Annotated in this window: 26 protein-coding genes; 4 read left to right on the top strand and 22 right to left on the bottom strand. The window is 61.1% G+C overall.

The genetic code is table 11. The features are described 5' to 3' along the window. The first annotated feature begins 50 nt into the window (after nucleotides 1-50). From rmf to Q668_RS10230, 4 genes are all read left to right on the top strand, one after another. Nucleotides 51-269 (top strand): ribosome modulation factor, encoded by a 219-nt coding sequence (gene rmf / locus Q668_RS10245; protein ID WP_022989524.1) that lies wholly within the window; start codon nucleotides 51-53, stop codon nucleotides 267-269. 114 nt (nucleotides 270-383) lie between these two features. Further along, a complete protein-coding gene (locus Q668_RS10240; protein ID WP_200861357.1) occupies nucleotides 384-890 on the top strand; it encodes a disulfide bond formation protein B in 507 nt (168 codons plus the stop codon). 72 nt (nucleotides 891-962) lie between these two features. Further along, the gene (locus tag Q668_RS10235) at nucleotides 963-1442 is read left to right on the top strand and encodes an Rsd/AlgQ family anti-sigma factor (protein ID WP_022989522.1); all 480 of its coding nucleotides are present in this window, start codon (nucleotides 963-965) and stop codon (nucleotides 1440-1442) included. A gap of 307 nt (nucleotides 1443-1749) precedes the next feature. Next, nucleotides 1750-2541 (top strand): hypothetical protein, encoded by a 792-nt coding sequence (locus tag Q668_RS10230; RefSeq protein WP_022989521.1) that lies wholly within the window; start codon nucleotides 1750-1752, stop codon nucleotides 2539-2541. On the opposite strand, the gene Q668_RS10225 is transcribed toward Q668_RS10230, so the two are convergent. The 22 genes from Q668_RS10225 to Q668_RS10120 form a co-directional block, all read right to left on the bottom strand. Beyond that, nucleotides 2515-2775 (bottom strand): DUF2274 domain-containing protein, encoded by a 261-nt coding sequence (locus tag Q668_RS10225; RefSeq protein ID WP_022989520.1) that lies wholly within the window; start codon nucleotides 2773-2775, stop codon nucleotides 2515-2517. The two genes, Q668_RS10230 and Q668_RS10225, sit on opposite strands and share 27 nt — an antisense overlap. Then, nucleotides 2772-4061 (bottom strand): TrbI/VirB10 family protein, encoded by a 1290-nt coding sequence (locus Q668_RS10220; protein WP_036219699.1) that lies wholly within the window; start codon nucleotides 4059-4061, stop codon nucleotides 2772-2774. Before Q668_RS10220 ends, Q668_RS10225 begins: the two co-directional genes overlap by 4 nt. 2 nt (nucleotides 4062-4063) lie before the next feature. After that, nucleotides 4064-5056, bottom strand: coding sequence for a P-type conjugative transfer protein TrbG (gene trbG, locus Q668_RS10215; protein WP_022989518.1), 993 nt, complete (start codon nucleotides 5054-5056; stop codon nucleotides 4064-4066). Continuing rightward, nucleotides 5053-5757, bottom strand: a complete 705-nt coding sequence (gene trbF, locus Q668_RS10210) for a conjugal transfer protein TrbF (protein WP_022989517.1) — start codon at nucleotides 5755-5757, stop codon at nucleotides 5053-5055. The genes trbG and trbF overlap by 4 nt, the downstream gene beginning before the upstream one ends. Before the next feature lie 30 nt (nucleotides 5758-5787). Further along, nucleotides 5788-7155, bottom strand: coding sequence for a P-type conjugative transfer protein TrbL (gene trbL / locus Q668_RS10205; protein WP_022989516.1), 1368 nt, complete (start codon nucleotides 7153-7155; stop codon nucleotides 5788-5790). 12 nt (nucleotides 7156-7167) lie between these two features. Further along, the gene (trbJ, locus tag Q668_RS10200; RefSeq protein ID WP_022989515.1) at nucleotides 7168-7911 is read right to left on the bottom strand and encodes a P-type conjugative transfer protein TrbJ; all 744 of its coding nucleotides are present in this window, start codon (nucleotides 7909-7911) and stop codon (nucleotides 7168-7170) included. After that, nucleotides 7908-10370, bottom strand: coding sequence for a conjugal transfer protein TrbE (gene trbE / locus Q668_RS10195; protein ID WP_022989514.1), 2463 nt, complete (start codon nucleotides 10368-10370; stop codon nucleotides 7908-7910). Before trbE ends, trbJ begins: the two co-directional genes overlap by 4 nt. Nucleotides 10371-10382: 12 nt before the next feature. Further along, on the bottom strand, nucleotides 10383-10667 hold the full coding sequence (locus Q668_RS10190) for a VirB3 family type IV secretion system protein (RefSeq protein ID WP_022989513.1): 285 nt from the start codon (nucleotides 10665-10667) through the stop codon (nucleotides 10383-10385). Beyond that, nucleotides 10664-11041, bottom strand: coding sequence for a TrbC/VirB2 family protein (locus tag Q668_RS10185; RefSeq protein WP_036219698.1), 378 nt, complete (start codon nucleotides 11039-11041; stop codon nucleotides 10664-10666). The genes Q668_RS10190 and Q668_RS10185 overlap by 4 nt, the downstream gene beginning before the upstream one ends. After that, complete coding sequence (gene trbB, locus Q668_RS10180; protein WP_036219696.1) at nucleotides 11038-12054, bottom strand: P-type conjugative transfer ATPase TrbB; 1017 nt, start codon at nucleotides 12052-12054, stop codon at nucleotides 11038-11040. Before trbB ends, Q668_RS10185 begins: the two co-directional genes overlap by 4 nt. Then, nucleotides 12051-12527, bottom strand: a complete 477-nt coding sequence (locus tag Q668_RS10175; protein WP_022989510.1) for a ribbon-helix-helix protein, CopG family — start codon at nucleotides 12525-12527, stop codon at nucleotides 12051-12053. Before Q668_RS10175 ends, trbB begins: the two co-directional genes overlap by 4 nt. Further along, on the bottom strand, nucleotides 12524-14533 hold the full coding sequence (locus tag Q668_RS10170; protein ID WP_022989509.1) for a conjugal transfer protein TraG: 2010 nt from the start codon (nucleotides 14531-14533) through the stop codon (nucleotides 12524-12526). The genes Q668_RS10175 and Q668_RS10170 overlap by 4 nt, the downstream gene beginning before the upstream one ends. A 231-nt stretch (nucleotides 14534-14764) precedes the next feature. Next, nucleotides 14765-15043, bottom strand: a complete 279-nt coding sequence (locus Q668_RS10165) for a hypothetical protein (protein WP_036219694.1) — start codon at nucleotides 15041-15043, stop codon at nucleotides 14765-14767. Continuing rightward, the gene (locus Q668_RS10160; protein WP_022989507.1) at nucleotides 15040-15984 is read right to left on the bottom strand and encodes a LysR family transcriptional regulator; all 945 of its coding nucleotides are present in this window, start codon (nucleotides 15982-15984) and stop codon (nucleotides 15040-15042) included. Before Q668_RS10160 ends, Q668_RS10165 begins: the two co-directional genes overlap by 4 nt. A gap of 87 nt (nucleotides 15985-16071) precedes the next feature. After that, entirely contained in the window at nucleotides 16072-17337 is a 1266-nt protein-coding gene (gene glyA / locus Q668_RS10155; RefSeq protein WP_022989506.1) for a serine hydroxymethyltransferase, read from the bottom strand. Nucleotides 17338-17347: 10 nt separating this feature from the next. Beyond that, nucleotides 17348-18205 carry a tryptophan synthase subunit alpha gene (trpA, locus tag Q668_RS10150; protein WP_022989505.1) on the bottom strand — a complete coding sequence of 286 codons (858 nt, stop codon included), beginning with the start codon at nucleotides 18203-18205 and terminating at the stop codon, nucleotides 17348-17350. Continuing rightward, complete coding sequence (trpB, locus tag Q668_RS10145) at nucleotides 18202-19431, bottom strand: tryptophan synthase subunit beta (protein ID WP_022989504.1); 1230 nt, start codon at nucleotides 19429-19431, stop codon at nucleotides 18202-18204. The genes trpA and trpB overlap by 4 nt, the downstream gene beginning before the upstream one ends. Then, nucleotides 19428-20657 carry an aspartate aminotransferase family protein gene (locus Q668_RS10140; RefSeq protein ID WP_022989503.1) on the bottom strand — a complete coding sequence of 410 codons (1230 nt, stop codon included), beginning with the start codon at nucleotides 20655-20657 and terminating at the stop codon, nucleotides 19428-19430. The genes trpB and Q668_RS10140 overlap by 4 nt, the downstream gene beginning before the upstream one ends. After that, nucleotides 20654-21592 (bottom strand): pyridoxine/pyridoxal/pyridoxamine kinase, encoded by a 939-nt coding sequence (gene pdxK / locus Q668_RS10135; protein ID WP_022989502.1) that lies wholly within the window; start codon nucleotides 21590-21592, stop codon nucleotides 20654-20656. The genes Q668_RS10140 and pdxK overlap by 4 nt, the downstream gene beginning before the upstream one ends. Then, a complete protein-coding gene (locus tag Q668_RS10130) occupies nucleotides 21589-22308 on the bottom strand; it encodes a glutamine amidotransferase (RefSeq protein WP_022989501.1) in 720 nt (239 codons plus the stop codon). Before Q668_RS10130 ends, pdxK begins: the two co-directional genes overlap by 4 nt. Continuing rightward, nucleotides 22305-23120, bottom strand: coding sequence for a YggS family pyridoxal phosphate-dependent enzyme (locus tag Q668_RS10125; RefSeq protein ID WP_022989500.1), 816 nt, complete (start codon nucleotides 23118-23120; stop codon nucleotides 22305-22307). The genes Q668_RS10130 and Q668_RS10125 overlap by 4 nt, the downstream gene beginning before the upstream one ends. Continuing rightward, on the bottom strand, nucleotides 23120-24373 hold the full coding sequence (locus Q668_RS10120) for a benzoate/H(+) symporter BenE family transporter (RefSeq protein ID WP_022989499.1): 1254 nt from the start codon (nucleotides 24371-24373) through the stop codon (nucleotides 23120-23122). Before Q668_RS10120 ends, Q668_RS10125 begins: the two co-directional genes overlap by 1 nt. Nucleotides 24374-24487 lie beyond the last annotated feature (114 nt).

Here is a 24487-nt window from a genome sequence, read left to right as displayed (position 1 = left end):
CTCCCTTACCTGTTGTTACGTTTATTAGCATCAGGTAAGGAGACTGTGCCGTGGCGAGAGACATCAAACTCGGATGGGATGTGGAGGCCTTGAACAAGGCATACCGGCAGGGCTACATGGCCGGCTCCATGGGTATGGACAAAACCCGCTGCCCCTATCGCGGTGACGTGGTGATTGCGGCCTGGGAGGCTGGCTGGGACGACGCTGGTGAAGCCGTGCAGGCCGGTGGCCAACAGGGCGACGACGATCTGTTTGCCCGCATCGCCTGATTTTCCGCTTTTTCTTTCCCTTTTGTTTTAACCGCTTATGCTCTGCCCGCGTCATGGGGTAGGATTGCTCACTGAGTTTTCGTGCAGTCCTTAACGGTGATGCGGGGTAGTGTTTTGACGAGCAGATGGATTTTCGGTCTTGTATTTCTGGTGTGCGCCGGGCTGCTTGCGGTGGCCTTTTATATGGAGCACGTGATGGGGCTGGAACCCTGTCCCTTGTGCTGGTTACAGCGCTTCGGCTTTATGGGCGCCGGATTGGTCAGCCTGCTGGCATTCCTGCATGGTCCCAAAGGTTTCGGTAACCGGATATACGGCTTCCTGATGGTGCTCAGTGCCGGTGCCGGGCTTGGCGTAGCCGGACGGCAGTTATGGCTGCAAAGCCTGCCGGAAGACCAGGTGCCTGCCTGCGGCCCCTCGGTGGACTACATGCTCGAAGTCCTGCCCTGGTTTGAAGTGCTGCAGACCGCCCTCAAAGGCACCGGAGACTGTGCAGCCGTGGTCTGGCGCTTCATGGGCCTGAGCATTCCGGGCTGGACCGTGGTGTTCTTCAGCCTGGTGATTTTGGTTGGCCTGTTTGTCATGTTCCGGAGCTACCAACCCAAAAACTGGGTGAATAGCTGAAACAGTTGCGGCAGGCTGCAGCCATGGGGTAACTTGGTTGCCTGACGGAAAGACTGAGGGGAGACAGGCGACATGTTGGAGAATTGCCGGAATGCCAGGGAGCGTTGGGGTGGCGTCAGCGAGCTGATCGACCGTTGGCTGAAAGAGCGCCAGGAACTGCTGGTTCATTACTGTGAGCTGTCAGCGCTGACGGATTACTCGCAAACCGACATGCTCCGGGAAAAGTTTATTCGCCTGTGCGAAGTGCTGGTGGACTATGTGTCTGTCGGGCACTTTGAAATCTACGAACAGCTGACACGTGAAGCCCGGGAATTCAACGACGGTGGCGAAGAGCTGGCGGCGAAGGTTTACCCCCGCATCCAGGAAACCACGGAAGTGGCGCTGAATTTCAACGACCATGTGGACGGCCGGATTCTGACCGAGCAGGACGTGAGCTTCCTGTTTGCGGAACTCTCGAAGCTTGGTGAAGTACTGGAAAGCCGGTTCGAGCTGGAAGATTTCCTGATCGAGCACCTGCACAACGCCCACGCCGGGAAACTGGCGTCTGCCTGAACCGTGTGAATACGACAAGCGGACCATAAAAAAAGACTCATGTCAAGTCCCTTAGCGTAGCCAGCCAAGGGGCGAATTCATATATAGGACATGGAGTTAGCTCTACTTTGGCCTGCTTTGTGAAGCTACTGCTTTGCGAGTCAGGAGCCATATAAGAGCGTTGAAAGATCAAGCCAGAGCAAGCTCTATCGTTAAGGGTGAGCGACCACGGAGCCTTAGCCATAATAACATGTACCCTGAGTCCACAGATGACTCACCGCGTATTGGGGCGAGTTCGTGGGACGAATAAATATCGACGGGGAAATATATGGCCAGAGTCAGCAATGCAATTCCATGGGGGCCTATACGCTCAACACTGACAGAGAAATTCAGCTTTGGTGACATTAAGCAAATCGTCGGTTATGGCGATTTGGATATGTCACGGCTTGCTCACCTCGAACAAAAACCTCAGAACGGCGCATCGAAGTCCCAGCTTCTCAGCGAAATTGACAAACAGGTTGGGATGATGAATGAAAATAATCGCAGCGCATTTGCATCGATCTGCTGCGAGGAAATGATGCGTCGTAAACCCGACGTCATCAGTGAATTAGAACGAGTTCTATCCAGAGTGGGTTGGAAGTTCTCCGGCACTGTACTTATCCCTATTGAGATTTTTGATATCTCGGAACTCATCAATATTCCCGATGCGGCGCATACGGATATTCAGAAGGCGGCGAGTCGTCTGCGCGATGGGGATTTGAGTGGGGCATTATCGGCCGCCTGTGGTGCTCTGGACACTGTGACCAGTGATATTTACAGCCGATATAATTTGGGCGATGCTGGCAAAGCATCGTTCCAAGAACGTATCAAAAAGTCTATTGGCGCCTTGAACGTAACAGACAGTCTGATAAACGAACTGTCTGAGATTGGATGGCCTGAATCTGACTACAAACCGCTGTCTGCAAATCTGGAGGGATCATTAAACCAAGCAGCCTTTGTGATGCAAAAGCTACGGTCTGACATGGGCGATGTACACGGTACCAAGCCAGCCATCAGCGCATTGGTTTATGACTCTATCAAATGGTCATCTCTGTTACTCAGAGTCTTGGCGATCCGTTAACGAGCGCGTATGCGTGTTGCTCCTGTTGCGACGAAAACCCCGATCCCTCGCCATGAACGCCTCCAGCATGTGCGGTATCAACGTCACGGCATCGACTGCCTCGCCGTAGATCTGTGCGTGTAACGCGGCGTAGCGCTCCAGGTCAGCCTTCAGGCTGGCCGGACAGGCGAAGGTCAGCTTGGTGGTTTCAGTCCTGGGCAACGGGCCAAGACGTAATTTTCGGGTGGTAGTCATTGTGACGCTCCCTGATTGATGAACAGTGGTTGATAAGGACGAAGTACCAAGTCGCGGTTGACGATGATGCGAACCGGCAAGCCGGGCCGCTCCGTCAAGGTGGGTTGAATGTTCAGGTTGCGTCGGGTCACCTCCTGGCCCACCTGGTTGATGCTGTCCTGCGCGCTGTCGCGACCCGCAATAATGACGCGATCACCATCCTGCCGGTTTTCCGGCGCGGCCAGTTCAGCGCCGACACCCAGCAGCGTTGTCAGCACCGCACCGGCAAAGACACGATCCCAATGCCAATCGACGCCATCTTCCAGACCGGCGTAACCCGCCGGATCGGTGCCGACCAGGTTGTCCAACGTCAGCGAGGAAGTATCCGGCAGGATGATGCGGTTCCAGACAACCTGAACGCGGCTCTGCCCGTAGCTGACCTGGCTGTTGTAACGTCCCAGAATGCGGGAGCCCTGCGGGATCAGGAGATGTTGGCCCGTTGCCGTGTCGTAGACTGGCTCCGTGACCGTGGCGATCACATCGCCAGGCAGGTCGGATTGGATACCGGTCACCAAAGCCCCGGCGATCACTGTACCGGCCATGACCTGATAGGGTGAACTTGGCAATTGCAGATGACCGGTATTACGAGTTTCCGTAGAACCGGATTGCAGGAATGCTTCTTTCTGGTCTTGCCGGTTCTGCACAGCCGTCGAATCAGCCGGTTGTGCCACCGTCGACGCCGGGCTGCCGGCCAGTGCATCAAAAGCCCCCAGGGTGTTGCTCCCATCTGGCATAGAAGACGGCGACGATGCTGCGGTTATCGTGGAGGCCTGGCCTCGGTTGCCGGTCTGAAAGAACAGCGACGAAGCCGCCGCCGCTTCCGACTCTTCGCGTAGCGCGGCGGCGGGATCATGGCCGGGAGCCGAATAGCTGGCCACCGCTGGCTGTTGCGCATTCACAATGGCTGGCCCCAAATCCCCCGGTAACGGTGGCCCCAATACTGGCACCTCGGGCGGCATGTCAGGTGGCAGCATGGAATAGTCGGTGGGTAACTGTGCTAGCGCATCGGAGCGTGACACTCGCTCCACGTTGTACAACTCCGTTTGCTCTGTGCTCCTTCTCTGTGGCGGCTGCAATGACCAGAATGTGGCGCCAAGCACAGCGACTGCCAGGCCTCCGGTCAGGATCGCCAGGGTACGACGGTTCAGTCGCGTCACCGGGCGCGGTTGGGCACGCAGGGTCACGGTGTCGGGGGCGACTTTATCCACTGGCGTCGTGCTCCGGCCAGCAGTTTCGTCCTGATTCATATTCAATCCCTCCGTGCCACGCCATCCGTGCGCTCGATGCGCACTACGTCGCTCTTGTCACCGCCCAGGCGCAGTTCCGCCGCGCCGAACAGCCGATCGACGATGTAATACGGCGAGCGGAACCGGTAGTTCACCAGTTGTCCATCCCCTTCGGCGCCGATCACGAACAGCGGTGGCAGTTCGCCTTGGGCAATCCCCGCCGGGAACTGGATATAGACCTTCCGGCCATCATCGAAAGCGCGTAACGGTTTCCAGGGCGGTTGACTGCCACTGATTGCATAGCGAAAGCGCAGGTTCTCCAGTGCCAGGCCAGTATCAATGGGTACGGTCGCCTGCGCAGTTTGATTGCGGCGCTGTAAGGCCAGCATCTGGTCACGCGGGTAGTCCCAGGACACCGACGCCATCCACGCCTGGTCGGTCGAGGTCAGTTCCAACAGGTAGGTACGCCGACTGGTGGTGATGACCAGGTTGGTGTTCAGGTCCGAACGGATCGGCTTGACCAGTACATTGACCCGTAGCTCGTCACCAGCACCGCTGGACGTGTCACCCACGACCCAACGCACGGTATCCCCAGCCGCCACCGTCACCAGTTCCTCACCCGGTTGGAGCGCAATCACTGTCACGCGTCCGACTGCCGAATAGACCTGATACAGCGCCCCCTCGGTGAAGGGCCAGACCTGGATGGCATTGACGTAGCCCTCACGCGTCGGTGCCATACGCGCTTCTTCGTTGGCCCTGGACACGCGCACGGTTTCATCGGCAGTCTCAGGTGCGGAGTCCGCTTCTTCGACCTCCAGCAGCGGTTTCATCTGCCCCGGCATCGGCAGCACTTCAGGCACCGCCACCACTTCCACCGGCAGGGGCGCCTCGGGCAAGGGATGAGCCAACACGGGTTCGTCAAGCGAGATGGCGGGTGGCGGTTTGCCTTGCGTGGCGCAGCCCGACAGAACCAACAGGGTGAGTGGGAAAGCGTAAAAACGGAAAGACGGTTTCATGGCTGGGCTCCTTCGGACGTATCCAGTTCACGGCTCCACGACAGACCATTGACGTAGATGCCCAGGGGATTTTTGCGCAGGCGATCTTCGGTGCGCGGGGTTTGCAGCACGATGGACACGACGGCGGTCCAGCTCGCCTGTCCGGCGGCAGCGCCATTGACGTAGCGGCGTTCGGTCCAGCGGACATTGAACGACGACTCGCTGGCACGCACGACGCTGGTGATCTGCACCGTTACCGACTCCTTGCCAATGCGTGCAAAGGGGTCGTTGGTACGCGCGTAATCATTGAGCACCGCCGCGCCCTTGTCAGTGGTGTAGTCATAGGCGTCGAGCCAGTTCTGCCGCACCACAATGGGATCGATGGACAGCCCGCGCACCCGTGTCACAAAACCCGCCAGGTGGTGCGCAATCTGCGCGTCAGTGGGCCGGTACTGCGTAGCGGCTTCGCCCACGGCGCGTATCTGTCCCGCCTCATCCACCTCCACCACGTAGGGGGTAACGATGGACTGTGCCGAACGCCACACCAGACCGCCCGCCATCAGCAAGGCCAGCATCAGGCAGCCGAAGGCCATCAAGCGCCAGTTCTTCGCCTGCACACGGGCCGAGCCGATACGCTCGTCCCACACCTGGGCGGCGGATTGGTACGGGGTGGCCGGTTGCGGCGATTCCGCATAGCGCACCCTCGGTCGTTTGAATCGCATAAGCCTTCTCCTTGAGGGTCAGGTATCGCCTCATTCATCTTGATTACGCAAACTTGGGCCAGAACCCGCACCGCCACTGTCGCCACCGCGCAGGGTATGTGCCGACGTCGTGGCGGCCTGGGTGATCTGCTGGCGGCGGTGCAAGCGTTTGGCCCAAGCGGGTTGTTGTTGGGCTGGGGATGCGGCGGTCTGGCTCATGCCAGTGATGCTGCCGCCCGAACTATCATCAGGCGACGAGCCGTTCCAGCCCGCCCGAAAAGGAGCCGTCATACGCTGCCCGGCAGCGGAAGCACGAGAGACCGTACTTCGCCCGGCAGCCTGAGCGCCGGACCTGGCAACATTGCCAAGGCCCGCTGCTGTCCCCTTGAGACCACCACCGGTGGCAGCCGAACCGGACTGGAATGCAGAACGGGCGCTGCCAAGGGTCGAGGTAGCCGTCCGTGCGCCGGAACCGGCCAATCGGGCAGCAGCCGGAGCCATCCGAGCCCCGGCCAGTACTGCGCCACCCACGCCTGTGGCAGCAGCACCCACGGCCATGGCGGTTCCAGCAGCACCGATGGTGGCACCCGCCATAGCCCCGGCACCCAGTTGCGGCCCACCAGAAATCAGCCCGGTGGCGATGCCTGGTCCGAAGATGCCCAACGCCAGCAACGCGAGCGATGCCAACATCAGAACCAGTGCATGGTCGATGGACGGCTCGTCCGGGTGCACCTGGAATTCCGCGAACAGGCCCGTGCCAATACCAACGATCACGGCCAGCACCAGCACCTTGACGCCGGAAGACACCACGTTGCCCAGCACCTTCTCGGCAAGAAACGCGGTCTTGTTCCACAGGGCAAACGGCACCAGCACAAAACCCGCCAGCGTGGTCAACTTGAACTCGATGAGGGTGATGAAGAGCTGGATCGCCATGATGAAGAAGCACAGGATCACCACCAACCAGGCGAGGAACATCACCACGATGGGATCGAGATTGACGAAGACCTCGGGGAAGCCTGCCATCTCGCCAATTTGTTCCAGAATTGGCGCTGCTGCGTCGATGCCTGTCTTGGCCAGTCGCCCCGGTTGCAGGAAATGCTCCATCGTTAATGACGAGCCAGTGGCCGTCAGACCAAGACCTGCAAAAGAACGAAACACGATCCCTGCCAACCCGTTGAAGTTGCCAATGATGTAGGCGAAGGCACCGACATAAAGCACCTTGCGCAGCAACCTGGCGATCACGTCTTCGCCCTGACCGGTGGCGTGGCTCATCGCCCAGTACAAACCGGCGAGAGTCATATCGATGATGATCAGTGTGGCAGTCAGGAACGCGACCTCGCCCTGCAACAACCCAAACCCCGAGTCGATGTAGGTAGAGAAGGTATTCAGGAAGCGGTCGATGACCGTCACGTCGTTCATATCCCGGCCCTATCAGTTGGAATAGAAATCCACGCGTTGCGGCGTATAGGGTGTGCCGGTACCAAGAAAGCGTCGCCGCACTTCACGGGCTCGCTCGGTGGCGGCTGCCTGGCGCGCCAACTCCAATGCGGCGGCCCGCTCCTGGGTGATCTGAAGCTGTTGCGCCTGGATCGACTGCTTGGCCTGCAAGGCCAGAAGCTGATTGGTCGCCTGCATGGCTTGCAAGGCGCCTTCTGCCGCCTGGCTCTCATTCACCAGGTCAGCCAACGCGCTTTCGTCATGTGCCAGATTCTGCGACGCCTGCGCTTGTACCCTCATCGCGGTGTGCACCCCGTCAAGGGTGTGCCGCCAGCGTTGCTGGGCATCCTGATACATCTGATCGCCACTGACCGTCGCGGCGTATTCTTCCGGGTAGAGTTGTGCAAACTCGCGGTCGAGGTTCTGCACGTCATAGGCCAACCCTTGCGCCTCGGCGATTAGGCGTTCGGTGGTGGCCAGCGTCGAGCGCAGCCGGCTGACGACGTTGAAATCCAGCCCCGCCAGATTGCGGGCCTGGTTCGTCAGCATCCGTGCTTCGTTCTGAAGCTGATTGATCTGGTTATTGATCTGCTCCAGCGTGCGAATGGCCGTCAGGGTGTTCTGCACAAAGTTCGAGGGATCGAACACGGTGAAGGCGGCGGCAGGCTGTACTACCAAGAGCGCTATCGACAACACTGCTGCCAACGGCACTGACAATAAACGATGTTGAATCTTCATGATGGAACCTCCGGTGGTTGGGTGTTGGAACTGAAATCAATCACTGGCGGACAACCCGGAAACGACGGCAGCAGATCAGCGCCCCAGTCGAGACCGCGATGACGCAGCCAGGCACCGGCGAACCCCGGCTCGCCAGCATCCAGCAGCACACGGTCGATGGCGCGTTGGTCCTGCGGTGTGGAAGCTCCTGCAAACGCCAGTGCAACCGCTCCCAAATCGAGGTCAAACAGGCGATTGCCCAGCCGCGACTGGTAGTAGTAATCGCGCTTGGGCTGCGCGGTAGCGACGATCTCGATTTGCCGGCTGTTGAGACCAAACCCCTCGTAAATGGTACGGATCTGCGGCTCGGTGGCCTGCGGGTTGGGCAGGAAGATGCGGCTGGCGCAGCTTTCGATAATGGCCGGCGCAATGCTGGAATCCTTGATGTCGGCCAGCGACTGCGTGGCGAAGATAACGCTGACATTCTTTTTGCGCAGCGTCTTCAGCCACTGGCGGATGCGCGCGGCAAACACCGGGTCATCGAGGAACAGCCAGGACTCATCAAGAATCAATAACGAGGGGGCACCATCAAAGCGTTCGTCAAAACGCGCGAACAGATAGCCCAGTACAGCCAGCACCGCCGCCTTACTGTGCATCAGCTCTTCCATCTCGAAACCCTGCACCTCGGCGCTGCCGAGCCGATCGTGGTCAGCATCCAGCAGCTTGCCGTGGGCTCCACCCAACGCATAGGGTGCGAGCGCCTGACGCAGGGCGTTGGATTGCAACAGCACGGACAGACCGGTCATCGTGCGTTGCTCCACTGGCGCCCCTGCGAGACTCTCCAGCGCCGACCAGATGGCCGCCTTCTCGTCAGGGCCAATGGCAACACCCTCGTGCAGCAAGCGACCTTCCACCCACTCGGCGGCCCAGGTGCGGTAGCTGGCCAGCTCGATTTGTGCGAGCGGCTGGAAGGCAATGCCGCCATCGGCTCCCAGGTCGTAATGTTCGCCGCCCAGGCCCAGAATGGTGGCGCGCATCGAGCGGCCCATATCAAACGCAAAGATGCGCGAACCGGGATAACGGCGGAACTGCATCGCCAGTGTGGCCAGCAACACCGACTTGCCCATGCCGGTCGGCCCCACGACGAGGGTGTGCCCCACGTCGTCGATGTGCGTTACCAGTCGGAACGGTGTAGCACCATCGGTACGGGTAACGATCAGCGGCGGGCCATCCAGGTGATCGTTCCTCTCCGGCCCCGCCCATACCGCCGACACCGGCATCAGGTGCGCCAGGTTCAGCGTCGAGACGAGGGGTTGGCGCACATTCGCGTAGGCATTACCGGGAATGGAAGATAACCAGGCGTCCACCGCGTTGAGCGTTTCGGGAATGGTGACAAAACCACGGCCCTGAATCACACGCTCGACCATGCGCCGCTTCTCGTCGGCCAGGTCGGCATCCGTGTCCATCACGGTGACCGTGGCCGTCAGGTAGCCGAAAGCGACTAGATCGCTACCCAATTCCTGCAAGGCGGCATCGGCGTCCGCCGCCTTGTTGTTGGCGTCGGTATCCACCAATGGGCTTTCCTGCTGGAAAATGGTTTCGCGCAGTAGCGCCACCACGTTCTTGCGCTTGGCGAACCACTGGCGGCGCAAGCGACCCAGTGCCTTTTCCGCCTCGGCCTTGTCGAGGCAGAGAAAGCGCGTGCTCCAGCGGTAGGCGAAGCCCAAGCGGTTGAGGTCATCCAGAATGCCCGGCCAGGTCGAGGTCGGGAAGCCGCGCACCGATACCACGCGCAGGTGGTGATCGCCGAGTGTCGGCGCCAACCCGCCGACCAGTGGGCAGTCTGTCAGCAGCGCATCCAGGTGAAACGGCACCTCGGGAACACCGATCTCGTAGCGGTGTGTCGAGATTGTCCCGTGCAGGTAGGTCAGTGTCTGGCTGTCATCCAGCCAGGCAATGGCTGGCATCACTCCATCGAGCAGATCAAACACGCGATCAGTTTCCGCCACGAAGGCATCCAGCCGACCCCGCCAATCCACACCCTCGCCGGGGGCGTTTTCGTACAGCATCCTGGCGGCGCGGGCATGGGATTCTTCCGGCGGTAGGTATTGCAGTGTGAGGTGGTAGTTGCTTTCAAAGTGCTGGCCCGCTTCCTCGAAGGCCGCGCGACGCTCTTCATCCACCAACCAGGACAGCGCCTCAGGAAAATCAGACTGCGGGTAGTCCGCCGCTGGCTGGCGTTCGGCCTCAATGAACAGCGCCCAACCCGATCCCAACCGTCGCAGCGCGTTGTTGAGCCGTGCGGTGGTGGCAATCATTTCGCCTTGTGTTGCACTATCAAGATCCGGACCACGAAACCGCGCCGTGCGCTGAAAACTGCTGTCTTTGTTCAACACAACACCGGGGGCCACCAGTCCGGCCCAGGGCAACCAGTCGGCCAGCAGCACGGGACGCTGGCGATATTCGGTGAGGTTCAGCATCTCGGCATCTCCTTACACGTCCAGTAGCGGCTTGTGTTTGATGTGCCGGGCGAAGACCTGCATGAACTGGGCATCAATTCGTGCACCCCACACCGCCAGCGAATGACCGACGATCCACAGCACCAGCCCTGGAATCCACAATTGCAGGCCCAGCCCCACTGCAGCAGCCAGGGTTCCGTTGGCGATGGCCACGGTGCGCGGTGCACCGCCCAGCAGAATCGGCTCGGTCAGCGAACGGTGCAGCGGAATCTCAAAGCCGGGGGCAAACCCTGTTGCATGGTCGTTGGCAGTGCTCATACCACCGCCCCGCCCGAGAAGCTGAAGAACGACAGAAAGAATGACGAAGCGGCGAAGGCAATGGAGAGTCCGAACACGATTTGGATCAGTTTGCGGGCGCCCCCGCTGGAATCGCCAAAGGCCAGCGCCAGCCCCGTGGCAATGATGATGATCACCGCGACAATGCGTGCCACCGGCCCCTGGATAGAATCCAGAATGGATTGCAGCGGCCCTTCCCAGGGCATGGAGGAGCCGGCAGCCTGTGCTGTGCTGGTCAGCAGGAGCATCAACACTGCCAGCAACAGCCCTTGTCCAGCAAGGGCGGCCAATGGGCGCAATCGCGCCAGGACAGACAATGGGTGATCAGAAATACGTAAAGTAACAAGTACGGTCATAGCGGCTCTCCTGTTTGATCAGTGGACGGGGTGGGATCGGAAGATGTCGGCACGATAGGCAGTACGTCCGTGAGGCAGTAACCCGTTGAATCGAAGCCTATTACACGGGCAATACTTGCAATACGGCGCTTGCGGCCACGTCCAGCGATATGAATCACGACATTGACTGCTTCGGCGATCAGAGGACGCGGTGGATTCACCACCACTTCAAGAATCAGTTGCTCCAGACGCAGAAGCGCGCCAAGCGCAGAGCCTGCGTGAATGGTGGCAATGCCACCGGGATGACCCGTACCCCAGACTTTGACCAGATCCAGTGCTTCGCCACCGCGTACCTCGCCGACCACCACACGATCGGGGCGCAGCCGCATGGTGGCGCGCACCAGTTCGCTCATGCTCACCACTCCGGCACGGGTACGCAAAGGCACGTGATCGCGGGCGGCGCATTGCAGCTCGATGGTGTCTTCGAGCACCAAAACGCGGTCGCCAGTGGTGGCGATCTCCGCTAACAAGGCGTTGGCCAGCGTGGTCTTGCCCGTGCTGGTGCCACCGGCAATCAAAATGTTCTGGCGCTCACCTACCGCACAACGCAGAAACTCGGCCTGTTGCGCGGTCATCATGCCGTCGGCGATGTAGCGCGCCAGCGGAATCACGCCCACAGCGCGTTTGCGTAAGGCGAAGGCCGGCCCCGGCGCAGCGGGCGGCAGGATGCCTTCAAAGCGTTCGCCGGTTTCCGGAAGCTCGGCGGATAACAGAGGCTGACCGCGATGTACTTCTGCACCCACATGGGCGGCCACCAACCGTATGATGCGTTCACCGTCTTCGGTGGACAGTTCCGCTCCCATTGGTGCACGACCGGTGGACAGGCGGTCCACCCATAGTGTGTGGTCGGGGTTAAGCATGATTTCCACCACGTCCGGGTCTTCCAGCGCGGCGGCAATCAACGGCCCCATCGCCGTGCGTAGCATCTGGATGCGCCGATCCAATGATGCCGTGGACGCGGACGAGGCGTTCATGACAGAGGCTCCCCCGTGTGTTCCGCTGATTCATAGGGCGCTGAGGTGTCATCCATACGCACGGGCTCGGGGTGCAACTCCTCCACCACATCACGGACCAGGCTGCGCCCCCGCAGCAGATGTCGACCAAGCTGTTCAACGAATTGCTCAAAGCGAGCTTTGCCCTGGGCGCGGGCCGCATCCTGATGCGCTTCTGGCACTGGTGTGCTCACCGTCAGGAAGTAGCGCACGAACAGCGCCAGGGTCTCTATCTCAATGTTCTGATCGCGCTCCAGCTTTTCGAACTGGCGTGACAGCCGATCCAGCCGCTTGGCGATGGCAGCCTCGCGCTGGTCGGCGGCGTCCGGTGACAACCAGGACGCCAGGGCTGCCGCGACAATGCTGGATTTCGAGACACCTTTCTTGGCGGCCAGCTCATCTAAGCGCCTGGCGTGTTCGGGTTGGATAAAGAGATTCAGGCGGTATCGGCTCATAGCAGGATTCCATCATCCGGGTCGAGGGACGCCAGCCGCGCCGCGCGCTGCATGGCCGGGTCAAGTTGCTGAGGAAGCACTGGCGCCGGGTCGTCGTCATCCAATAGCGTCAGGTCACTGATTGCCGGCTCCTGCTCAGGGTCGTAGGCGACACTGTCGGACAACTCAGGCTGACGACGAGGCCCGCCGTCGTCCTCGCTACCCAAACCGTCAGTGGATGCTTCAACCGATGCTGCGGGTGTGGTTGGAATCTCCAACTCGCTCCAGTCATCTGGCCGCAAGGGAGGTGCATCGGCATAACGCTCGACCTGGGACGCATCGGCCAGATCAGGCGGTGGCAGTACACGTTGCTTAAAATTGGCGTCCGCGTAATAGCGCAGCTTTTGGGCTTTGATCGGTGCCACGCTGGATACCATCACCACGGCCTCGTTTGGCGGAAGCTGCATCACCTCTCCAGGCGTCAGCAGCGGTCGGGCTGTTTCCTGGCGCGACACCATCAGATGGCCCAGCCAGGGGGCAAGCCGGTGGCCGGCGTAGTTGCGCTGGGCGCGCAGTTCAGTGGCGGTCCCCAATGTCTCGGAAATACGCTTGGCAGTGCGTTCATCATTGGTGGCGAAGGTCACCCGCACATGGCAGTTGTCCAGAATCGAATGGTTCTGACCGTAAGCTTTGTCGATCTGGTTAAGCGACTGCGCAATCAGGAAGCTGCGAATGCCGTAGCCAGCCATGAAGGCCAAGGCGGTCTCGAAGAAATCCAGTCGACCCAGCGCCGGAAACTCATCCAGCATCAACAACAGCTTGTGGCGGCGCTCGATACCGTCTGAGCCGTCAAGGGATTCGGTGAGTCGTCGCCCGATCTGATTGAGGATCAATCGGATCAGCGGCTTGGTGCGGCTGATGTCCGATGGTGGCACCACCAGGTACAGCGAGACCGGATGTTCAGCGGCGATGAGGTCAGCGATGCGCCAGTCGCAGCGCGATGTAACCTCCGCCACCGTGGGATCGCGGTACAGCCCCAGGAACGACATGGCGGTGGAGAGCACGCCGGAGCGTTCGTTGTCCGCCTTGTTGAGCACCTCGCGTGCGGCGGAAGCCACGACAGGGTGTGGTGCGTCACCCAAATGCTTGGTGGTCATCATCCGGTGCAGGGTCAGCTCGAACGGGCACGCCGGATCGGAGAGGAAATTGGCAACGCCCCGCAGGGTCTTGTCCTCACCAGCATATAGCACATGCAGAATGGCACCCACCAAGAGCGCATGGCTAGTTTTCTCCCAGTGATTACGCCGCTCCAGCGCGCCTTCGGGATCGACCAGGATGTCGGCAATGTTCTGCACGTCGCGCACTTCATGGGCACCACGCCGGACTTCCAGCAGCGGGTTGTAACCCGCCGAGTTGGAATCCGTGGGATTGAAAAGAAGGCAATGTGAAAAGCGTGAACGCCAGCCCGCGGTAAGCTGCCAGTTCTCGCCCTTGATGTCGTGGATGACCACCGACGCCGGCGAGCTCAATAAGGTGGGTACCACCAGACCGACGCCCTTGCCCGAGCGGGTCGGTGCAAAGGCCAATACATGTTCAGGGCCTTCATGGCGCAGGTACTGGTCATTGTGCAGGCCCAGGAACACACCCACCGGCTGCGAGAGTCCCGCCTTGCGGATATCGGTGTCATTGGCCCAGCGCGCCGAACCGTAGGTGGTGACCTGTTTGGATTGCCTGGATCGCCATACCGACATGGCGATAGCCACCACAACGGCCACCAGGCCACTGCCGCCCGCAATAGCACCGCCGGTGTCGAACACCTCCGGCGCGTAGGCGCCGAAGAAGAACCACCATTCAAACAGTTTCCAGGGAAGGTAGATCGGCGTGCCGAAGAGGTCGAACCAGGGTAAGCCAAGGCGGGGCTGATAGCCCAGGGCGGCAGCGGTCCACTGAGTGGCACTCCACACACCGGCGTTCACGATACCGAAAACGGCTGCGATCTGTCCGAATAATACGCCCTGAGTCTGCATTGAATGGCTCCCGATACCTTTGTGATACCTCGTTTAATTAGGACACAAGGATGTGCCGCATAAGACGAGGATCGGTGCCGGGCCAGTGCCGGTCAAAGACCGTTATCGACAGATAGGTGATGCAAAAAACATCGTTTCAGGCAGGAGAATGAGCCATATAAGCACGGCAGGCGCGGGCGCGCTGCGGCGTGTCAGCTAGAAAAAGCAGAATTTTTTGTAAATGGCAGACAATCAGAATGACGGCGAATCTTCCGGCGGTGTATAGGGGGTATCACCATCACCGTAGAAGCGCTTGCGCGTGGCCTCGGCTACCCGGTTACACAATACGTCGCCCAGCGTTGGCCGGTCGGTCTTGCACTGCTGGCGCAGTGCCTTCAGTCGATCAGGGTCGGCAACCAACTCATCCACGTTGGGGATGTTAGCAGTCCCAGTTGTCTCCTGAGTAGGAGGCTCCGAGGGATTGCAGGCGCTCAGCGTGATTACCAGCGACAAAAGAATAGCGTGTTTCATGGCTCAACCTCCTCTTCGGGATCAGATTCACTTGGGTGAACAGGTATTGCGGCATCCGGGAACTCGATGGCCTGTACCCGTTTGACGAAACGGGACAGAACCTCCGACGTCTCCGCTTCCCGGTGCAGCAAATAGGTCGTCAGCATCGGCGAACGTCCCGACAGAGGCCGGGCGACCACGCCCGACTCACGGCTGGCGGTAATATGTGCTGCGCCCGCCAACCCCAAGGCAAACCCCGCCGACACCAGCGCCATCATCAAGTCACACGACGCGACGCGCTCGGCAATCATGGGCTCTTGTTCCACCCGTCGCAGCAGCCGGTCAATCTGGCGCGCATGGCCCTCACAGGCTTGTGGATCGCACAGCACCAAGGGGTAACGCAGCACTTCCTCCAATGGAATGCGCTTGTGGGTCAACAAGGGATGGCGGGACGGCACGGCAACCATGATGGGATCGGTCCAGACCGCCTCAACCACAATGCCTTCACCCACTTCATCGGATTGAGCAAACCCGACATCGTACAGGTCATCCTGCAATCCCTTGAGTTGCTGGGACAGAGGTACCTCGAACAGGCGTATTTCCACCTCCGGTTCCTCCTGACGACACATCGCCAACAGGGTCGGCAGTCGCGAAGGCGTCACGCCATCCGACAGCGCAATTCTTAATTGCCCGTGAAAACCGTTGGCCGCCGCTTTTACACTATCTCGCGCCTGTTCCAGAGCGGTGAAAACACGCGGGACATGCTCCAGGAACAATTTGCCTGCACGCGTCAGCCGGGTGCTGCGGCTGGTGCGCACAAACAACTGTTCGCCCAGATCTTCTTCCAGCTCTTTGATGGCGCGCGACAGCGGCGATTGCTCGATGTGCAGCTTTTCCGCTGCACGGGCGAAGTGGAGTTCCTCGGCGACAGCCAGGAAACAACGAAGGTGGCGTAATTCCATTGGTCCAGTTCCTCCACAACTATGAATGCGCTACATCGCTCTGGTCGATCCCGTTTTTGCGGCAATTTTTCAAGGTGCGTGCGTTGTTTATTCGTACACAGGAAAGCGGCGGCACAGCGCCACGATCTTGTCGCGCACCTGCTGCGTGACCTGGTCGCAAGTGCCGCTTTCCAACCCGTCGAGCACATCGCATAGCCACCCGGCAAGTTCTTCACACTCGGGGACACCAAAACCGCGAGTAGTCACCGCGGGCGTGCCGATGCGCACGCCCGAGGTCACGAAAGGCGAGCGCGGGTCGTTGGGAACCGAGTTCTTGTTTGCCGTCATGTAGGCATTGCTCAGGGCCGCATCCGCATCCTTGCCGGTGTAAGGCTTGTCGGACAGGTCGATCAACATCAAGTGGTTGTCGGTACCGCCCGAGACGATCTTGTAGCCGCGCTGCTGGAGCACCGCAGCCATGGCCCTGGCGTTCGTCACGACCTGCTTCTGGTAGGTCTTGAACGCAGGAGACAGCGCTTCCTTGAACGCCACCGCCTTCGCGGCGATGACGTGCATCAGCGGGCCGCCCTGGATTCCAGGGAACACGGCCGAGTTGAGCTTCTTGTAGAAGTCCTCGCTCTGTCCTTTGGCCAGGATGAGGCCACCGCGCGGCCCGCGCAGCGTCTTGTGGGTGGTGCTGGTCACCACATGGGCGTGGGGCAGCGGATTCGGGTATTCACCAGCGGCCACCAGGCCTGCCACGTGCGCCATGTCCACCCAGAAGATCGCGCCGACTTTGTCGGCGATGGCACGCATGCGTGCCCAGTCCTTGTGCCGCGAATACGCCGAGAAGCCACCGATCAGCATCTTGGGCCGGGTTTCCAGCGCGATGCGCTCCATTTCGTCGTAGTCGATGAGGCCCGTTTCGGGGTCCAGACCATAGGGCACGATCTTGTAGTGCCGGCCGGAGAAATTGGAAGGATTCCCGTGGGTCAGGTGCCCGCCCTGAGCCAAATTCATCCCCATCACGGTATCGCCCGGGTTGGTCAGCGCCAGGTACACCGCAGCGTTGGCCTGCGCACCGGCGTGAGGCTGTACGTTGGCGTAGTCGCAGTCGAACAGTTGCTTTGCCCGCTCGATCGCCAGCCGTTCGGCGACGTCCACGTTTTCGCAACCACTGTAGTAGCGCTTGTCGGGATAGCCTTCGGCGTATTTGTTGGTGAACACCGAATCTTGAATTGCCATCACCAACGGGCTGGCGTAGTTCTCCGAGGCGATCAGCTCGACGTGGTCTTCCTGGCGTCGTTCTTCTTTCTGGACGGCTTGATCCAGTTCGGGATCGAATTGGGTGAGAGTCAGGGATGAGTCATACATGGCAATACTCCTATGGTTTGGCGTTCTTGGTTTTAGGGCCGGACGTCTGCTCGGGGACGTCCAGTTCCAGTTGTCTGCGGACAGAGCGGATCAGGTCGCTGGCGGCCGCCAGGGCATCCGCCGCTGGCTTGCCGTCCAGTCTTTCGATCAGCCAGGAGCCGATCACGACGGCATCGGCGACCTGGGCGATCTGGCGTGCGGTGTGGGCATCGCGGATACCGAAGCCGACACCGACAGGAATCCGCACGTGCTGGCGAATCCGAGCCAGCGTTGCCTTGACCTGGTCGATGTCCAAGGTCTTGGCCCCGGTGACGCCTTTGATCGACACGCAATACACATAGCCGCTCGCACGTTCGGCAACCTGCCGAATGCGCCGCTCGGTCGAGGTCTGTGCCAACAGGAAAATCAAGTCGATGCCGTGCTGGCGCAGTTGTGCGCCAAGGCCACCCGCCACCTCCGGCGGGTAATCCACCACGAGCACGCCATCGACACCTGCGGCAGCGGCATCTGCGGCGAAAGCGCCTGATTGGCGAATCTGGTCGTAGCGTTCGATGGGATTGGCATATCCCATCAGGACCACGGGCGTGGTGGTATCGGACTGGCGGAACTGCCGCACCTGTTCAAGCACCTGCGGCAGACCGATGCCCTGCTGCAAGGCGCGTTCAGAGGCTGCCTGAATCGTTGGGCCATCCGCAGACGGGTCGGAGAACGGCACGCCCAGCTCGATGACGTCAGCGCCGGCCTCGACCAGCACGTGCATCAACGCGGGGGTGATGTCCGCATAGGGATAGCCGGCCGTGGCATAGGGAATGAGGGCCTTGCGCCCTTCCTGCTGCAGACGCTTGAAGGTGGCCTGGAGCCTGCTCATCGTTTGTCTCTCCCGGTTTGGGCCATCACCGTGTCCATATCCTTGTCACCGCGTCCTGACAGGTTCACCAGAATGACCTGCTCCTGCGGCAGCGTTGCCGCGAGCTTGACGGCGTGGGCAACGGCGTGGCTGGCCTCCAGCGCGGGAATGATCCCCTCCACACGGCTCAGTAGATGAAAGGCATGCAGGGCTTCATCGTCGGTGGCACCGACGTATTCGACGCGGCCGATCTCATGGAGCCAGGCATGTTCTGGCCCGACACCGGGGTAATCGAGGCCGGCGCTGATGCTGTGGGTGTGTTGCACCTGTCCGTGATCGTCCTGCAGCACGAGGGACCGGCTGCCGTGCAGCACGCCTGCGCTGCCGCGCTGGATTGACGCGGCGTGCTGGCCGGTCTCCAAACCGAGACCCGCCGCTTCGACACCGACCAGGCGCACGGCCTCGTGCTCGATGTAGGGGTGAAAAATGCCGATGGCGTTGCTGCCGCCGCCGACGCAGGCGACCACCACGTCAGGGTGTTCCTTCGCCATGCCAAGGCGCTTGAACAGCGCCGGCATCTGCAACAGACACTCCTTGCCGATCACCGTCTGGAAATCCCGCACCATCGTCGGGTACGGGTGCATGCCAGCCACCGAGCCAATCAGATAGAAGGTGTCATCGACGTTGGTGACCCAATCGCGGATCGCGTCGTTCATGGCGTCCTTCAACGTGCGGCTGCCACTCTCGACCGGCACCACGGTCGCGCCCAGCAGCTCCATGCGCTGGACGTTGGGGCTTTGCCGGCGGATATCCTCACTGCCCATGTAGATCACGCATTCCAGGCCATAGCGCGCGCAGATCGTTGCAGTGGCAACGCCGTGCTGGCCCGCGCCTGTCTCGGCGATGATGCGTCGCTTGCCCATGCGCTGGGCAAGCATGGCCTGCCCGATCACGTTGTTGATCTTGTGCGCGCCGGTGTGGTTGAGGTCTTCCCGCTTGAGGAAGATGCGCGCACCGCCCGTTTGTTCGCTGAGACGCCGGGCGTAGTACACCGGAGAGGGACGGCCAACGTAGTCAGCCAGTTCCTCCTGAAACCCGACGACAAAATGAGGGTCATCGCGGTAGAACAGATAGGCCTGCTGCAGCTCTTCCACCGCTTGAGCCAGGGTCTCGCTGATGAAGCTCCCCCCGTAGCGGCCGAAGAATCCGTCGGCGTCCGGTTGGTTGTAGATCGACTCGGGTTTCATGTTGTCGGCTCCATGTGTTCGGCCAGCGCAGCAGTGCCCGGATACGTGGGCGCTTCCGGCGACAACAGAGCCGCAACGCGCGCGACGATGTCGTCGATCTGCGCGTCGTCGCAGATCAGGGCGGGCAGCAGCCGGATGGTGGAGTTCCGGGTCACCGTGATAAGCAGGTGCTGCTCGTTCAAGGCACGGCCGACCAGCTCCTTGCAGTCCCGGTTCAGTTCGATTCCCACCATCAGGCCCAGGCCCCGGATCGTGACGACCTCGGGGTGGCCGGACAGCGCGTCGCGCAGACCGGAAAGCAAGCGATCTCCCAGGGTCGCGGCTCGCTTGGGCAAGTCGTCCCGCGCCATGATGTCGAGTACGGTGCAACCCACGCGGCAGGCCAACGGATTGCCGCCGAAAGTCGTGCCGTGCTGGCCGGGTGACAGCAGGTCGGCCACTTCTCCGCGTGCCAGGCAGGCGCCGATGGGAAAGCCATTGCCCAGTGCTTTGGCCACCGTCATGACGTCGGGGACAATGCCGGTGTGCTGATGCGCGAACCACGCGCCGGTGCGGCCCATGCCGCACTGGATTTCATCGAGCATGAGCAGCCACCCCTGCTGATCGCACAGCGTGCGCAAGGCCTGCAGGTACGCCGCGTCGGCCACACGAATGCCGCCTTCGCCTTGTACGGGTTCGATCAGTACCGCCACGATGTCGGGCGACTGCTCGGCCACCCGGCGCACCGCGTCGATATCGTTGAAGGGCACGCGCAGAAACCCGGGCAGCAACGGCTCGAAGCCTTGCTGCTTGGCTGGGTTGTCGGTCGCGGTAAGCGTGGCGATGGTGCGGCCATGGAAGGCGTTCTCCATCACCAGGATCTGCGGCTGAGCCACTTGCTTGCGGTGGCCGTACAGCCGTGCCAGCTTCAACGCGGCCTCGTTCGCCTCCGCGCCGGAGTTGCAGAAGAAGGCCTTCTCCATTCCCGTCAATGCGCACAGACGCTCGCCCAGTTGCTCCTGCCAGTCAATGCGAAACACGTTGGAGGTGTGCAGCAGCGTGCTGGCCTGCTCGGCGATGACCTGGGCGATTTCTGTGTTCGCATGCCCGAGGCTGGTCACGGCGACGCCGGCAATGGCATCCAGGTATTCGACGCCCTGCTGGTCCCAGAGGCGCGCGCCGCTCCCCCGCGTGAAGGAGACAGGTTGGCGAGCATAGGCCCGCATCAAGTAAGAGGGGTTGGTCATGATGGTTCCTTGGGCTCAGCGAAAGCGCACGTCAGGTGCCTGAAGTCCGCCGTGATGTCGTGGATGAAGATTTCCTCTGGCTCCGGCTCGAAAGACCATCGCGGGAGCACAAGCTCCTTGGCTTGTGCCAGCTCGGTGATACGCAAGGCGCGAACGACATGCTCACAAGCCATTGCAGCGGCGGCTTCCAACGCCACTCCGTTTAGCCAGTGCCCGCTCAAGCAGGCGCTGAACAGGTCGCCTGTACCGGCCAGTGCAACAGCGACACGCGGATGCCTGATCAAATGCACTTGCCCTTCGGTCACCACGACGATCCACATCTCATCCGGCGTCCAGGCATCTGGAACTGCGCTGGTCACAGCGACCCATTCGGTACGTCCGGCAAGCAAAGACCTTGCTGCGAACACCACGCTCTGGAGATCATCCACAGGCATGCCCGTCAGGCAGGCCAGTTCAAAAGCGTTGGGCGTCAAGCCGTTTGCCAGTGCGGTGAACCCGCCTCTGTAAACGTCAGCGATCCCCTCGGCGCTGTAGATTCCGTGCTCCTGATCGCCGATCACGGGGTCGATGACAACGCGCAGGTGGGGCCGATTCGCGAGCAGGGTCTCGATCCAGGCGCGCAGCGCTACCGCCTGGCCGGCGTTTCCGAGATACCCCACTTGGACGGCACGCAGCGCATTCAACGCACCACGCGCGGTCAAGTCCTGCAAGTAGCCGTCGAACCATTCGACAGGGAGTGCGCCGCCGTGGATCGAGGGATAGCTCGGGATGTTGCTCAGCACCACGGTCGGCACGGCAGCCACGGTCAAGCCAAGGGCTTCCAGCGTGGGCACGGCAGCATTGTTTCCAACGCGCCCATAAACCACTTGCGATTGCACTGAAACAACGTCGATCTTAAGCGGCTGTCTTTCTTCGGAAAATGACGCCGCTCTCATGGTCGGCCTCGTTGGGGATCTGGTTCAGCCGCATCAAGCCAACGAGAGAGCACCGCAGAAGCGGCGGCCGGCAACTGGGTCTGCAGCGCATGGGCTCGGGCGCGAAGTCCGAGCACGTCGATCCCCGATTGCGCGAGTTCACAGCTATGGCCGACCAGCCAGCGTTCGATCCGCCGCGCATCGGCTTCCAGATGGAACTGAAGCCCGAGGACATGATGCCCAAGCGCAAATGCCTGGTTGGAGCAGACGTCCGTAGCCGCCAGGCGCACTGCACCCGCCGGGATGTCGAACTGGTCGCCATGCCAGTGCAGCACAGGTACATCGCCGAGCGCTCCCAGCGGCGAGTCCTGTCCTTCCGCAGTCAGCTTCAAGGGGGCATAGCCGATTTCCTTGACGCCCATTGGGGCGACATGAGCGCCCAGCGCGCGCGCTATCAACTGCGCCCCCAGGCAAATGCCCAACAGCGCTTTCCGGCTCTCCAGTCGCTTGTGCAACAAGTTCAACTCGTCGGCGATGAACGGATAAAGTGCCTCATCGAAGGCACCGATCGGGCCGCCGAGCACGACCAGCAAATCCGGGGTCACCACATCGAGCGTGCGCAGGTCATCGACCGTGGCATCCACATAGCGGATGGCGTAGCCCCGGGCTTCGAGCAAAGGCTCCAGCGTACCCAGGTCCTCGAAGCAAACGTGGTGAATGGCGATGACGGTCTTCATGACGGTGGTTCCTCAGTGGTTGAGCCCGCAGGCCAGTAGTGGCTGTCAGGGGTACTGCGGGCACCAAAAATGGCCTGGCCGACGCGCACGACGGTGGCGCCTTCCTCAATGGCGATCTCGAAGTCGCCTGACATCCCCATGGACAGTTCTTCCAGCCCAATGCCCGCTGGTGCGCCTTCGCGCAACTGATCGCGCAGGTTTCGCAGCAGGATGAAGCACTGCCGCACTCGCTCGGCTTCGCTGGAGAACAACGCCAGCGTCATCAAGCCCCGCACACGCAAAGCTGTGAATGCCGGCAGTTCTTTGACGAACGACAACACCTCTTGCGGCTGCAACCCGTACTTGCTGGCCTCGCCGGACGTGTTGACCTGAACGAAAACGTCCAGCGAACGCCCCTCAACCTGCAGGCGGCGGTCCAACGCCTCGGCGACACGCAAGCTGTCGAGCGCCTGGAACTCCGTTGCAAAGGCGGCCACCAGTTTGGCCTTGTTGGTCTGCAGGTGGCCGATGACCGACCACTGAAGGTCAGCCAGGTCTGCCATAGCAGTCCACTTGCGGTGGGCTTCCTGCACTTTGTTCTCGCCGAGCTGGCGGCAACCGGCGGCGTAGGCCAGGCGGATGTGCGCCTCATCAAAGGTCTTGCTGACAGGCAGCAGACGCACGTTCGCAGGGTCGCGGCCGGCGCGGCGAGAGGCTATGTCGATGCGTTCGCGCACCTTCACCAGATTCCGGCGGAAGTCCTCGACCGTAATCGCCTGCGGGTACAGGCCGTGCTGGTCGTGACTGGTCTGCGTGACGGCCGAGGTTTGCATCAGTCGGCCGCTCCTTTGCTCGCTGTCGGTACAGAAGTGGGGGCCGCCTCGATCTGCGGCTTGGGACGCGACCACCGACCGTTGAGCACGGCGTAGGCCACCAGTCCGATCAGCAGACCCCAGAAGGCACCGCCAATGCCCAGCATCGTGATGTTGGCCGCAGCGGCCAGAAAGGTGATCAGCGAGGCTTCCCGGGTCTTGGCATCGGCCATGGCGCTGGCCAGGCTACCGCCGATGGTGCCCAGCAGCGCGAGGCCCGCCAGGGTGGTGATGAACGTTGCCGGGAACGCCATGAAAACGGCGGCCAGCGTCACACCGAACACGCCGACGAGGATGTAGAACACGCCCGCTGCGATACCGGCGATCCAGCGCTTGGACGGATCTTCATGTGCCTCGCGCCCCGTGCAGATTGCCGCCGTGATCGCAGCGATATTGAAGGCGTGCGAGCCGAACGGTGCCATCAGCAGCGAGCCTAGCCCGGTGACCGTCACGATGGGATTGGCACTGGTCTTGAACCCATCATTGCGCAGCACCAGCATGCCGGGCATGTATTGGCCGGTCAGGGTGATGAGAAACAGCGGCAACGCCACGCTCAGCAAGGCGTTGAGCGAGAACGATGGCATGGTGAAAACCGGTGCCGCGAACTTCAACGCCAGGCCGGACAGATCGACACGGTCCTGGATCAGCAGGAAAGCCAGTCCCAGCACCAAAATGCCGACCACCGCATAGCGTGCCGTGAACCGTTTCAACACGACGTAGGCGACGATCAGCAGGCCTGCCAGTAGTGGATCAACGCTCATGCCGCCGAAGGCACCAATCCCGAACTGCAGCAGGATGCCCGCCAGCAGCCCGGCGGCCACACCGGGCGGAATCAGCCGGATGACCTTCTCGAAGTAGCCCGACAGGCCGAGCAGAACGAAAGCCGCTGCGGAAATCAGGTACGCACCGACCGCCTCCGTATAGGGCGTGGTGGCCAGCGCCGTGACCAGGAACGCCGCTGCTGGCGTGGACCAGGCCGTGATGATCGGCTCGCGGGCGATCCAGCTCAGCATGATCCCCGTCACCCCAACACCGATCGAAATCGACCACACCCACGAGGCCGTCAGCTCCGGGCTGAGGCCGGCCACTTTGGCAGCCTGGAACACCAGAATGAACGTGCCGCCGTAATTGACGATGACCGAAATCAGGCCGGCGACGATCGGGTGGATAAGATCACGTAGCCTTATAGATGAAGGTGGGGTTGCGGATGACATGGTTTTTTCATAACTCCTGCGGACTCGGTTCCAGGAACCTTTATTAGGAATTATATTTTAATCTGAAAATGGCCTGCTGCGCCCATCCACTTTTTTTGTGTTGTACATACCAAT

It is taken from the genome of Marinobacter sp. ES-1, from assembly GCF_000475255.1.
Lineage (GTDB): Bacteria > Pseudomonadota > Gammaproteobacteria > Pseudomonadales > Oleiphilaceae > Marinobacter > Marinobacter vinifirmus.
The sequence above is the reverse complement of the archived record's forward strand: the minus strand, read 5'-3'. Positions and strand labels throughout refer to the sequence as shown.